Here is a 12,523-nt window from a genome sequence, read left to right as displayed (position 1 = left end):
TAATCATTTAATATCAGTCGCTTGGTAACCAAGCCGGTGGCGCTGACGGCGCCAAGAAAAAGGCCCCGGCTGACACAGCCGGGGCCTTTTTCGATAGGTTGAATTGTAACAATCGTCAGTTCACCTGCCGACGCAGGAAGGCGGGGATATCCAGATGATCGTCGCCTTGTGGCGGCGGCGCAACAGGTATCGGGCGGCCGTGGGCGTCCAATCCCTGTGGCGGTGGCCGGCGAGCATATTCGGATACCGGCTCGTTGGAGGCGATTTGCTGGGCCACGGTGCGCGGCGGCTTTCGCTCCGGAACCGGTGGCAACGGCATGGCTGGACCCGCAGCGCGCGCCGAAATCGGCGGTTCGGTCTCCTCGTCGCGGCGGCCGAGGCCGACATTGGCAAGGCGCTGCAACAATGACATCCGGTTCTTTTGCGGATGCTCATCCTCGAGTTCCCCCTTGGCCTGCCGGATCTCGTTCTGCGCCGGCATCGGCAGGTCCTCGAATTTCGGCATCCGAGGCGCGCGGGCCGGTCCACGCTCGGCTTGCTGCGGAATGAAGTTTTCCGGAGTCGGAACCTCCTGCACCTCGGCTTTCACGGCCTCATGGTCCGGAAACAGCGACGGCTTCTGCGCGATCGGGCGCACCGTGACGTCGCCATAGGATGCGGGTTGCATCGGCGCCTGCGCAAACCGGGGCGCGGGCTCCGGCGAGACCGCCGCGGCGATCGCCGCGAGCGCGGCGCGTTCGACATTGCCTCCGCCCGGACGCTGTGGCTGCGGCGCGGCGGCGGGCGCCGCCGGGGCCGGAGCCGCCTGTGCCGGCATCGATGTTTCCAGCTTCTGGGCGCGTTCGGCCAGCCGCGCATTGTCGGCACGCAAGCGGGCCGTCAGATCCGCCAGCCGCGAATCGGGCGCGGCGGCCGGCGTTACGACATTGGCCGTCGTCGGAACTGGTCCACCCGCATTGCGCGAGATCGACGCCTGCTCGATACCGGTGGCGACGACAGAGACGCGGATGATGCCGTCGAGCGTTTCGTCGAAGGTGGCTCCGACGATGATGTTGGCGTCCTGATCGACTTCCTCGCGAATCCGGGTCGCGGCTTCGTCGACCTCGAACAGGGTCAGGTCCTTGCCGCCGGTGATCGAGATCAACAGGCCGCGGGCGCCCTTCATCGAGGAATCGTCGATCAGCGGGTTGGCGATCGCGGCCTCGGCCGCGGTCAGCGCGCGCTTGTCGCCGGAGGCTTCGCCGGTGCCCATCATCGCCTTGCCCATTTCGCGCATCACGGCGCGAACGTCGGCAAAATCGAGATTGATCAGGCCTTCCTTGACCATCAGGTCGGTGATGCAGGCGACACCCGAATAGAGCACCTGGTCGGCCATCGCGAAGGCGTCGGCGAAGGTGGTCTTTTCGTTGGCGACCCGGAACAGGTTCTGGTTCGGGATGATCAGCAGCGTATCGACCACCTTGTGCAGTTCGAGGATACCGGCCTCGGCGGTGCGCATGCGGCGCTGGCCCTCGAAATGGAACGGCTTGGTGACGACGCCGACGGTCAGGATCCCCATGTCGCGAGCGGTCTTGGCGATAACGGGCGCAGCACCGGTGCCGGTGCCGCCGCCCATGCCGGCGGTGACGAACACCATGTTGGCGCCCGTGAGGTGATCGCGGAGCTCGTCGAGGACTTCCTGCGCGGCGGCCGCGCCGACGTCGGGCTGCGAACCCGCACCGAGACCCTGGGTCGCCTGCGTCCCCATCTGCACGATGCGCTGCGCCTTTGACATGGTGAGCGCCTGCGCATCGGTGTTGGCGACGACGAAATCGACCCCCTGCAATCCCGCGGTGATCATGTTGTTGACGGCATTGCCGCCGGCGCCGCCGACGCCGAACACGGTAATCCGCGGCTTCAACTCGCGAATATCAGGGACGTTGAGATTGATGGTCATGGTTGCCTCTCGATCACGCGCGCGTGGGTTCGCCCCGGCCGGCGGCCGCGGGAGTTGGTGAAATGGGTCGGAAAAGATTCATCAGAAGCCCTCGCGAAGCCATCGTCCGACCTTTCCGAAATAGCCGTCGGTCCCTGTCTTGAGCTGCCGCGTATGCCGCGGTTCGACATGTTCAAGATGAGCGTATTGCGGATAGACCAGCAGGCCCGTGGGAACGGCGAACGACGCGCCCTTCGCCTCGCTGGGCAGCCGGCTGAAGCCGAGCGGACGGCCGATGCGCACCGGCCGGCCGAGAATCCGGGTGGCAAGCTCGAGGGTGCCGGTGAGCTGCGAAGCGCCCCCGCTCAACACGACACGCGCTTTCGGCTCCGCCGCAAAGGGAGAATCCGCCAGCCGGTCCCTGACCATTTCAAAAATCTCCTCGGCGCGATGCCGGACGATATTCGCAATCGTGGCGCGGGAGACGATCTGCGGAATATCGCGCTCGCTGTCGCCGGCCGTCGGCACGGACATCAATTCGCGCGAGTCGGACCCGCCGGGCAGCACGGTGCTGTATAACGTCTTGATTCGCTCGGCATCCGCAATGCATGCGCTGATGCCGCGCGCCAGATCCATGGTGACGTGCTGGCCGCCGAGCGCGAAGCCCGAGGCATGGACGAAGCGGCCGCCGGAATAGGTCGCGATCGTGGTGGTTCCCGCCCCCATCTCGACCACGGCGGCGCCGATATCGGCCTCGTCATCGGTCAGGACCGAGAGGCCGGCGACATAGGGAGCCGCCGCCATGGCCTCGACATTGAGATGGCAGCGTTCGACCACCAGCATCAGGTTCTTGGCGACCGTCGCGTCCGAGGTGACGACGTTCATGTCGACGCCGAACTGCCGCGCCACCATGCCGCGCGGATCGCGGACGCCCTTGACGCCGTCGAGCGCGTAGCTGACCGGCAGCGCATGCAGAACGGTACGGCCCACGCCGGTGGCGTGGCGCATGCCCGCCGAGGTGATGCGGCTGATGTCGGCGGCCGTGACCGCGCCGCCCTGGATGTCGGAGGCGGCCTCGACCAGCTGGCCCTGCAGCCTTCCCGCCGAAACCGACAGCAATACCGACTCGACGCGGACCTTGGCCATGCGCTCGGCCAGCGCCACGGCCTGGCGCACCGCCTGTTCGCATTCGCCGGGATCGACCACCGCCCCGGCCTTGACGCCGCGCGACTGGATCTGGCTGTAGCCGATCAGCTCCGCCGCATGGGTCCGGCCGCGCAGGGCTTCGTTCGGCGGGCACGGCCTCAGCCGCGCGATCATGCAGGCGATCTTGCTGGTGCCGATGTCGAGCGACGCCACCATCGCGGTACGCTTGTGCGGCATCGGCCGGGTCTTCGGCGTCTGGCTGCGGTCAAGGCCGGTCATGCGTCACCGGCCTTCTTCTTCGGCTTCTTGTCCTTGAACAGATCTTCGCGGGCCTTGGCCGCGTCATCGGACAATTGCACGCTGAACCGGTCCGGCAGCCGCATATCGACGGCGACGATGTCGCGCGAGAACAGCTTGTCCTCCCGGTCGAGCTTGCTCAATTCGGCCAGCGCGTTACCGACGTCGTTTTCCGGCAGCTTGATGTCGAGACCGTCATTGAGCCGCAGGTTCCAGCGCCGTTCGCCGACGAAAATCGCGGCCTTGGTCGCTGCGCTCACCTGCGGGTAGCGGGCGAGCAGCGCCAGGAAATCCCTGGCGCGGGTTTCGGCCCCCTTGCCGACCACCAGCGGCAGCGAGACGAAGCGGCGCATCACATATGGCTCCAGCACCGCGCCGTCATCGGCAATCACCGACAGATGGCCGTCGAGCTGCCACAGCGCGAACGCCGATCGCTCGACGATCGTGATCTGGAGCTGGCTGGGATAGAGCTTCAGGATCGTGGCGTCGGCAATCCAGGGATTGGCTTTCAACTTGTCGCGAACCGCTTCGGCGTCGAGAAACAACAGCGACGAGCGGCCATTGACGCCGCCGGTCGCCAGCACCTCATCCTGGGTCAGCTGCTTGCGGCCATTGATGACGACCGTCTTGATGCGGAAGCCCGCGGAATTCGCCAGCGCGTTGCGGGTGTCGCTCAACGCCGCGCTGAACTCCTCGACATGACCGCCCCGGACGATGCCGAAGCCGGTGCTGGCAAGCAGGATCAGCACGGTCGCGGTAATGCCGACGCGGTTCGGCACATAACGCTCGATGAATGCGATCAGACGATGCGGTTGTTGCTCGCGTTCGAAACGGGGATTCGCAGGCGCGCGCCGGCGCCGGCGGCCAAGCCACTCGCGCAGCAGCACGGCCGCGCCAATGGCGGCCGCCCTCAGGTCAGCTTGAGGCCTCTGCGATCTCGGTGATCGGGCGAGGCGTCCTGCATCATCCATTGCACGAGCTCGTCAAATGTTTTCCCGCAAAATTTGCGGGTCTGGCACAGATGACGTCTCGGTCATGCCGGGTCGGGTGTCGACTTCAAGGCCAAAAGGCCCCCCTATCCCTCGATGCGTCGTCGAAGCGGAAATCCGCGACAGCTCACGCCCCGGCAGCCAAGCGCCACATGCGCCGCCAGCGTTAACCTTCGGGCTTACTGGTAAACAAAAGGTAAAAACCGCTTGGACAGGATACGATTTGATCCGTCCCGTGAGGAGCTTGCTTCATATTCGTGAAGTTTTTAGCAATCGAGCCCGGCAGGCCGTTCCGCGGCCTTCGCTTCCACAATTTATAAGATCAATCCCATCAGACGCTACTTTTGCGCGCGCCGGGCCGCCAGCGTGATCTGGTCACGCAGGAAATCGACGAATTCGATTCCTTCCGCCTTCAGCGCCTTGGGATAAAGCGAAGCCTTGGTCAGGCCGGGCAGCGTATTGGTCTCCAGATAGACCGGACCCTTGGCCGAGACCACGAAGTCGGAACGGGAGTAGCCGCGGCAGGACAGCGCGGTGTGGGCTTTGAGCGCCTGCTGCATGATTTGCGCCGATATCTCGGGCGCAAAACGCCCCGGGCAGATTTCCTGGGTGGCTTTGGCGAGATATTTGGCGGTGTAGTCGAACCCGCCTTCGGCCGGGATGATCTCGATCGGCGGCAGCGTCACCACCGAACCGTCCAGCCTTTCCAGCACGCCGCAGGTCGCTTCCACGCCGGCGACGAACGGTTCGATCAGATATTCCTCGTCCCTCGCCGCGTTGCGCACGGCGGCGAGATCCTGCCTGGCGTTGACGAAGATCAGGCCGTAGCTCGAACCGTCCTTGACCGGCTTGGCGATCAGCCTGCCGTGTTCGGCGAGCGCTTTTTCGGCGTCTTCCAGCGCGATGCCAGCCGGCGATGTCACGCCGGCAATGGCGGCGAAGCGCTTGGCGGCGACCTTGTCGAAGGCGAGATGCGAGGCGGCCGAACCGGAGCCGGTGAAGGGAATCCCGCGCGTTTCGCACATCGCCTGCAGTTCGCCGTTTTCCGCCAGGCCGCCGTGCAGGCCGAGCACCAGCAGGCGATTTTCGGATTGCGCCCGGTCGAGTGCATGCTCGATCGCGCCGATAGCAGGCGTGCCGGCCTTGAACGGCTCCTCGAACGGCCGCGCATGACCGAGCAGCGTCGCGGGCTGCGTTTCATGGACGCTGTCGTCGGCATCCCAGAACCACAGATCGGCTTCCGGCAAGGCTTGATGCAGCGCTTGAGCGCTCGCCACCGAGACCAGGCGCTCTTTGTTGGTGCCGCCGAAAAGAATGGTGATCCGCATCATGCCGTTCCGCTGATTTTCTTCTTTCGTCATTCCGGGGCGATGCAAAGCATCGAACCCGGAATCTTCTCTCCACATCACTTCGAGATTCCGGGTTCGCGTCTTCGCCGCGCCCCGAAATGACGACTATAGCGGAATCCCGATCCGCTTGATTTCCCAGTGTAGCTCAATTCCGGAATTTTCCTTCACCCGCGCGCGAACCGTCTCGCCCAGCGTTTCGATATCATGGCCGGTCGCGGCTCCGGTATTGATCAGGAAATTGCAGTGCATCTCCGACACCTGCGCGCCACCGACGCGCAGGCCGCGGCAGCCGGCGGCGTCGATCAGTTTCCAGGCGCTGTGTCCGGGCGGATTCTTGAAGGTCGAACCGCCGGTCTTTTCGCGGATCGGCTGCGCGGTCTCGCGATGGTGCTGCACCTCGGCCATCCGGGCCCGGATCGCTTCCGGCGCGGTGGGCAGACCACGAAACCGTGCGCCGGTGAAGATGACCGAGGGATCGACGCCGCTGTTGCGATAGTCGAATTGCATCCCAGCATTCGTAAACCTGTGTTTCGTGCCATCGCGGCCGATGCCGGACGCCTCGATCAGAACATCCCTGGTCTCGCCGCCATTGGCGCCGGCATTCATGCGCAGCGCGCCGCCGATGGTGCCGGGAATGCCGAAGAAGAATTCCAGCCCGCCAATTCCGGCGGTGGCGGCTGCCTCGGCCACGCGCTTGTCGAGCGCCGCCGTACCGGCGCCGACGATATCGCCCTCCGCGTGAATTTCGCCGAAGACGCGCGGCGACAGCCGGATCACCACCCCCGGCATGCCGCCATCGCGCACAATCAGATTGGAGCCGACGCCGACCACATAGACCGGCAGCTCACTCGGCAGATGCGCGAGGAAATAAGCCAGATCGTCTTCGTCCGACGGCGTGAACAGCACCTGCGCCGGACCGCCGACCCGAAACCATGTCAGTTCGGCCAGCGACTGGTTCGCCAGCAGCCGCCCGCGCAATTCCGGCATCGCGGCTTTGAGCTCGGGCGTGATGTCGGGGAAGGTCATGTCGGATCGCTCGCCTCGTCATGGCCGGGTTTGTCCCGGCCATCCACGTCTCGCGGAATGTCAATATGGCAGGCGGGTACGTTTATATTCTGACCAATCGTCCGAATGGCATTCTTTACGTCGGCGTGACAAACGATCTCGTCCGCCGGCCGGAACAAGCCCGGCCATGACGAACTTGACTGCAGCACCGGCGCCCTCATCCCAGCGCCTTCAGTTCGGCCGGCAGCGCGTAGGCCCATTGCGTGATGTTGCCGGCGCCGAGGCAGACGACGAGATCGCCGCGGCCGGCGATGCCATGCACCACCTTGGCCAGTTCAGCGGAGCTTGGCAGCGGAATGACGTCGCGATGGCCGTGCGCACGCAGGCCCAGCACGAAATGGTCGCGGTCGATGCCTGGGATCGGCGCCTCGCCGGCCGGATAGACGTCGGCGACGACAACCGCATCCGCATCGTTGAAGCAGGTGCAGAATTCCTCGAACAGCGATTGCAGGCGGGTGAAGCGATGCGGCTGCACCACGGCGATGATCTTGCCGTCGGCGGATTCGCGCGCCGCCTTCAGCACGGCCGCGATCTCGACCGGATGATGGCCGTAGTCGTCGATCACGGTGACGCCGTTCCATTCGCCGGTTTTGGTGAAACGCCGCTTCACGCCGCCGAAGCCCGCGATCGCCTTGCGGATGACATCGTCGGACAGCCCGAGTTCATGCGCGACCGCGATCGCCGCGGTGGCGTTGAGCGCGTTGTGGCGGCCCGGCATCGGCAGCGCAATATCGGCGATCTCATGCGTGGCGTCGGTCTTGCGGTTGCGGAACACGACCTTGAAGCGCGAGCCGCCGCCGCCCGGAGCGAGATCGACCAGCCGCGCATCGGCCTGCGGATTCTCGCCATAGGTGATGATGCGGCGGTCCTCGATCTTGCCGACGAGGGTCTGCACCACGGGATGATCGATGCACATCACCGCGAAACCGTAGAACGGCACGTTCTCGACGAAATGGCGGAACGCGTCCTGCACGGCCTCGAACGTCTTGAAGTGATCGAGATGCTCGGGATCGACATTGGTGACGATGGCGACATCGGCCGGCAGTTTCAGGAACGTGCCGTCGCTCTCGTCGGCCTCCACCACCATCCAGTCGCCGGCGCCCAGCCGCGCATTGGTGCCGTAGGCATTGATGATGCCGCCATTGATCACGGTCGGATCGAGATCTCCGGCGTCGAGCAGGGCCGCGACCATCGAGGTCGTGGTGGTCTTGCCGTGGGTGCCGGCGATGGCGACGCAGCTTTTCAGCCGCATCAGTTCCGCCAGCATTTCGGCGCGGCGCACCACCGGAATGCGCTGCGCGCGCGCCGCCATCAATTCGGGATTATCGCGCTTGATCGCGGTCGACACCACGACGACATCGGCGCCATCGACATGCTCCGCCTTGTGTCCAATCGACACCTTGACGCCCTTCTCGCGCAGCCGCGCGACATTGGCGTTTTCGGACGCGTCGGAGCCCTGCACGCTATAGCCGAGATTGCACAGCACTTCGGCGATACCGCTCATGCCGATACCGCCGATCCCGACGAAGTGGATGGGTCCGATCTCGCGCGGCAGTCTCATGCGTGTTTCCTTAAAAGACATGGCTATCCGCAATTGGACAGGCATTTGCGGCGCAAATCAGCCGCTGCAGTCAACTGGATGCCCCGCTTTCGCGTGGCCTGACAAGCCTTTTTCCCGTCATTCCGGATCAGCCTGCTTCGCAGGCTGTCCGGAATGACCAGTCTTCCGTTTGGCGCGTCTACACGCGAACCGGTGAGATTCTGGCGACTTTTTCCACCAGATCGGCCAGCCGCTCGGCGGCATCGAGCCGGCCGACGGTGCGCGCTTTCGCCGCCATCGCCGTCAGCCGCGCAGGTTCCGCGGCGAGCGCGGAGATTTCGGCAGCCAGCCGCTCCGGCGTGAATTCCTTCTGCACGATGCGGATGGCCCCGCCCGCCTCCGCCAGCACGCCGGCATTGGCGAATTGGTCCTGGTCGATCGAACCCGGCAGCGGCACCAGAATCGAGGGCCGGCCGATCGCGGCGAGTTCGGCCACCGTGCCGGCGCCGGAACGAGAAATCACCAGATAGTTCGACGCCAGCCGCGCCGGCAGATCGCCGAAGAAGGGCGCCAGTTCCACATTGATCCTGAGCCGGTCGTAGACCGCGCGAACCCGCGCCATGTCTTCCTCCCGCACCTGCTGGGTGAGGACCAGCCGGCTCCACAGCGATGGCGGCAGACGCTCGATCGCGCCGGGCACGATATCGCTCATCACCCGAGCGCCCTGGCTGCCGCCGACCACCAGCAGGCGCAGCGGCCCGTCCGGTTCGGGCGAAGCGTAATTCGAGGCAGCGGCGGCCAGGATCGCGGGACGCATCGGCGTGCCGACGGTGGTGGTCTTGCCCGCCAGTGCCGGATCGCGATCGAGCACGCCCGGCAGCGAGGTCGCGATCGCGCTGACGCGACTGGCGAGAAAGCGGTTGGCGCGGCCGAGCACCGCATTGGCGTCATGGACGATGCCGGGCACGCCGAGCAACCGCGCCGCGATCAGCGGCGGCACCGTCGGATAGCCGCCGAAGCCGACCACGGCCACGGGCTTCAGCCGCCGCACCAGATTGAGCGCCACCAGGGCCCCGTAGCCGAGCATCAACCCGGTATAGGCCAGCGACCACGGCGCGCGGCTGCGCACGGTCTCGCTCGGCACCACGTCGATCATGTCCTTGGAGAACAGGCCGCTATAGCGCAGCGCGCGGGAATCGGTGGCGAGGCGCACGCGATAGCCGCGCCGGACCAGTTCGACGCCGAGCGCCTCGGCGGGAAACAGATGACCGCCGGTGCCGCCCGCCGCCAGCAGGATGAGAGGCGCGTTGTCCATGACTTCCAATCGTCGACAGCGCGGCGTTCGTCAAGCGTAGCTGCGCAACGCGTTGGCGTCGCTGATCGATTCCATTTCGGTGCGGGGCCGGTGCCGGGTCAAGGCGAGCATCATGCCGACGCCATAGGCCAGCGAGACGATCGACGAGCCGCCATAGGAGATGAACGGCAGCGTCATGCCCTTGGCCGGAATCAGTTGCAGATTGACCGACATGTTGATCGCGGCCTGCACGCCGAACAGCACCGCAAGGCCGGAAGCCGCGAACCGCGCGAACATGTCCTCGGTCGCATACGCCCGCGACAGCGCGCGGATCACGATGAAGGCGAACAGCGAGAGCAATATCAGACAGAGCACGATGCCGAATTCCTCCGCCGCCACCGCGAACACGAAATCGGTATGGCTGTCCGGCAGGCTGCGCTTGGCGATGCCCTCGCCCGGCCCGAGCCCGAACCAGCCGCCATTGTAGAAGGCTTCGAGCGCGGTATCGACCTGAAACGTATCGCCCGATGCCGGGTTCATGAAGCGCTGGATGCGCCCGGCGACGTGCGGCACCAGCAGATAGGCGATGAACAGCCCGGCGCTCGCGACGCCCGCGAGCCCCATCACCCAGACCATCCGCATGCCGGCGATGAAGAACAAGACGCCCCACACCATCGAGATCAGCATGGTCTGGCCGAAATCGGGCTCCATCACCAACAGCGACACCAGCGTCAGCAGCAGCACCAGCGCCATCGAGGTCGCCGGCATTTCCGGCCGCTTGGTCGATTCCGCGAACAGCCATGCCGCCAGCACCACGAAGGCGGGCTTGGCGGATTCGGAGGCCTGGATGTTGACGCCGAGCAGCGTGATCCAGCGCCGCGAGCCCTTGACCTCGGGGCCGATCAGCAGCGTCACCGCGATCAGCGTGATCGAGACCGCGAACACGATCAGCGCGCTGCGGCGAATCTGCTGCGGCGACAGGAACGAGACGGCGATCATCACCATGAAGGCCGGCGCCAGGAACATCACGTGATGATTGAAGAAGTGAAATGGATCGAGCCCGATCCGGACCGCGACCGGCGGACTCGCCGCCAGCGACAGGATGATCCCGGCCAGCATCAGCGCGATGATCGCCGCCAGTTGCAGCCGGTCGACGGTCCACCACCATTCGCTCAGGGGGGTGCGTTCTTCACGGGAGATCATGGGCGTTCCCACAGGGCAAGGGACTGCCATTGGTCGCCGATGATGGTTTCGAAGGGGTTAATGGAATGGATAACTTTTGCGATAGGGCTTCGTGCCATACCGTCTGTTGACGGTCATCACCCGCGAAGGCGGGTGATCCAGTATTCCACGACTCTCGCCATGCAACATCCCGCGGCCGCGGCGTACTGGATACCCCGCTTTCGCGGAGTATGACGACTTTCCATGCCGCAGCCGTCTTCACACAACCGGCTTGACGCCCGGCATGGCTGTGACGAGGTCACGAAACTTCGCGCCGCGGATCTCGAAATTGCGGTACTGGTCGAACGAGGCGCAGGCCGGCGACAGCAGCACCACGGGATCGGCTATCCCGGAGGCTTCCGCATCGCGCGCGGCATGTGCGACCGCGACATCGAGCGTCCCGCTGATTTCATGCGCCACATGGTCGCCAAGCGTGCCGGAAAATTCCTGCGCCGCTTCCCCGATCAGATAGGCGTTTCGGATGCGCGGGAAATATCCGGTCAGGCTGCTGATGCCGCCGGCCTTCGGCTTGCCGCCGGCGATCCAGAAAATATCGGGGAATGACGCCAGCGCGTGCGAGGTGGCGTCGGCGTTGGTGGCCTTGGAGTCGTTGACGAACAACACGCGGCCGAGCCGCCCGACCTGCTCCATGCGGTGCGCAAGGCCCGGAAAGCTGCGCAAGCCGTTTTGCAGAACGTCAGCGCCGACACCCAGCGCCAGCGCGCAGGCCGACGCACACGCCGCGTTCTGCGCATTATGCAGGCCGCGCAGCGAACCGATGCCGCCGATCCGCGCGATCTCGCTCTGCGCGCCGCCGGCGGCGCGCAGGATGGTTTCATGCTCGACATAGACGCCGTCGGGCAGCGGATTTTTCACGGAGATGCGGACCACGCGCCTGCCGGCGCGCCCGAGGCGGTCGGCGATGTCGCGGCACCAGCCGTCATCGACACCGACGATCGAGGTGCCTTGCGGCTGCACACCGGCGACCAGGCGCTCCTTCACCGCGGCATAATGTTCGAGCGTGCCGTGCCGGTCGATATGATCCTCGCTGACATTGATCAGGATGCCGACCGAAGGATCGAGCGACGGCGCCAGATCGATCTGGTAGGACGACATCTCGATCACATGCACGCGCCCCATCCGCGGCGGCTCCAGCGACAGGATCGCGGTGCCGATATTGCCCCCCATCTGGGTGTCGTGGCCGGCGACCCGCATCAGATGCGCGATCAGCGCGGTGGTGGTCGATTTGCCGTTGGTGCCGGTGATCGCGACGAATGGCGCGTCCGGCGCATGACGCTGCCGCTCGCGGCAGAACAATTCGACATCGCCGATGACTTCGACGCCGGCCTGTTGCGCCATCACGACGCTCCAATGCGGCGCGGGATGGGTGAGCGGCACGCCCGGCGTCAGCACCAGGGCTGCGAAATTCGCCCACGACACCGTGCGCAGATCGGCGGTGATGAAACCGGCCTTGGCGGCCTCCGCCAGCCGCTCGGCGCTGTCGTCGCCGGCGATCACTTCCGCGCCGCCCGCTTTCAAGGCGTGGCAGCTTGCCAGCCCGGAGCCGCCGAGACCGAACACCGCGACCGTCTTGCCGGCGAATGAGGTGACGGGAATCATGACTTGGTATCCGTCATTCCGGGGCGTGCGGAACGCACGAACCCGGAATCCATCGCGCCACAATACGCTGCGAGGAATGGATTCCGG

The 12,523-nt window shown here is 65.5% G+C and carries 9 protein-coding genes and 1 pseudogene; 1 reads left to right on the top strand and 9 read right to left on the bottom strand.

The features are described 5' to 3' along the window. Positions 1-115 precede the first annotated feature (115 nt). From ftsZ to murB, 5 genes are all read right to left on the bottom strand, one after another. Positions 116-1,936, bottom strand: a complete 1,821-nt coding sequence (ftsZ, locus tag HB630_RS01525) for a cell division protein FtsZ (RefSeq protein WP_213769618.1) — start codon at positions 1,934-1,936, stop codon at positions 116-118. Positions 1,937-2,017: 81 nt separating this feature from the next. Then, positions 2,018-3,340: a cell division protein FtsA gene (gene ftsA, locus HB630_RS01520; RefSeq protein ID WP_213769617.1), complete on the bottom strand. Its 1,323-nt coding sequence runs from the start codon at positions 3,338-3,340 to the stop codon at positions 2,018-2,020. Further along, positions 3,337-4,329 (bottom strand): cell division protein FtsQ/DivIB, encoded by a 993-nt coding sequence (locus tag HB630_RS01515; protein ID WP_213769616.1) that lies wholly within the window; start codon positions 4,327-4,329, stop codon positions 3,337-3,339. The genes ftsA and HB630_RS01515 overlap by 4 nt, the downstream gene beginning before the upstream one ends. A 356-nt stretch (positions 4,330-4,685) precedes the next feature. Beyond that, positions 4,686-5,675 carry a D-alanine--D-alanine ligase gene (locus HB630_RS01510; protein WP_213770670.1) on the bottom strand — a complete coding sequence of 330 codons (990 nt, stop codon included), beginning with the start codon at positions 5,673-5,675 and terminating at the stop codon, positions 4,686-4,688. Positions 5,676-5,801: 126 nt separating this feature from the next. Then, positions 5,802-6,722, bottom strand: a complete 921-nt coding sequence (gene murB, locus HB630_RS01505; RefSeq protein ID WP_213769615.1) for a UDP-N-acetylmuramate dehydrogenase — start codon at positions 6,720-6,722, stop codon at positions 5,802-5,804. A gap of 20 nt (positions 6,723-6,742) precedes the next feature. On the opposite strand from murB, the pseudogene HB630_RS01500 reads away from it, so the two are divergent. Then, positions 6,743-6,871, top strand: a pseudogene (locus tag HB630_RS01500) (GIY-YIG nuclease family protein); the annotation flags it as partial. 47 nt (positions 6,872-6,918) lie between these two features. Here the strand turns inward: HB630_RS01500 and murC are convergent. The 4 genes from murC to murD all read right to left on the bottom strand — a co-directional run bounded on the left by murC (position 6,919) and on the right by murD (position 12,436). Beyond that, complete coding sequence (gene murC / locus HB630_RS01495; RefSeq protein WP_213769612.1) at positions 6,919-8,322, bottom strand: UDP-N-acetylmuramate--L-alanine ligase; 1,404 nt, start codon at positions 8,320-8,322, stop codon at positions 6,919-6,921. A gap of 178 nt (positions 8,323-8,500) precedes the next feature. Continuing rightward, the gene (gene murG, locus HB630_RS01490; RefSeq protein ID WP_213769611.1) at positions 8,501-9,616 is read right to left on the bottom strand and encodes an undecaprenyldiphospho-muramoylpentapeptide beta-N-acetylglucosaminyltransferase; all 1,116 of its coding nucleotides are present in this window, start codon (positions 9,614-9,616) and stop codon (positions 8,501-8,503) included. Positions 9,617-9,646: 30 nt separating this feature from the next. Then, positions 9,647-10,798, bottom strand: a complete 1,152-nt coding sequence (gene ftsW, locus HB630_RS01485; protein WP_213769610.1) for a putative lipid II flippase FtsW — start codon at positions 10,796-10,798, stop codon at positions 9,647-9,649. 237 nt (positions 10,799-11,035) lie between these two features. Next, positions 11,036-12,436, bottom strand: coding sequence for a UDP-N-acetylmuramoyl-L-alanine--D-glutamate ligase (gene murD, locus HB630_RS01480; protein ID WP_213769609.1), 1,401 nt, complete (start codon positions 12,434-12,436; stop codon positions 11,036-11,038). Between the last annotated feature and the right edge of the window lie 87 nt (positions 12,437-12,523).

Source organism: Bradyrhizobium sp. dw_78 (assembly GCF_018449525.1).
Lineage (GTDB): Bacteria > Pseudomonadota > Alphaproteobacteria > Rhizobiales > Xanthobacteraceae > Bradyrhizobium.
This window is presented reverse-complemented; position numbering and strand designations above follow the sequence as displayed.

Excerpts from the sequence above, each read along its gene's own strand:
- HB630_RS01515 (WP_213769616.1), bottom strand. The coding sequence starts at position 4,329 with ATGGATGATGCAGGACGCCTCGCCCGATCACCGAGATCGCAGAGGCCT.
- murD (WP_213769609.1), bottom strand. The coding sequence starts at position 12,436 with ATGATTCCCGTCACCTCATTCGCCGGCAAGACGGTCGCGGTGTTCGGT.
- ftsA (WP_213769617.1), bottom strand. The coding sequence starts at position 3,340 with ATGACCGGCCTTGACCGCAGCCAGACGCCGAAGACCCGGCCGATGCCG.
- ftsW (WP_213769610.1), bottom strand. The coding sequence starts at position 10,798 with ATGATCTCCCGTGAAGAACGCACCCCCCTGAGCGAATGGTGGTGGACC.
- murG (WP_213769611.1), bottom strand. The coding sequence starts at position 9,616 with ATGGACAACGCGCCTCTCATCCTGCTGGCGGCGGGCGGCACCGGCGGT.
- murC (WP_213769612.1), bottom strand. The coding sequence starts at position 8,322 with ATGAGACTGCCGCGCGAGATCGGACCCATCCACTTCGTCGGGATCGGC.
- ftsZ (WP_213769618.1), bottom strand. The coding sequence starts at position 1,936 with ATGACCATCAATCTCAACGTCCCTGATATTCGCGAGTTGAAGCCGCGG.
- murB (WP_213769615.1), bottom strand. The coding sequence starts at position 6,722 with ATGACCTTCCCCGACATCACGCCCGAGCTCAAAGCCGCGATGCCGGAA.
- HB630_RS01510 (WP_213770670.1), bottom strand. The coding sequence starts at position 5,675 with ATGCGGATCACCATTCTTTTCGGCGGCACCAACAAAGAGCGCCTGGTC.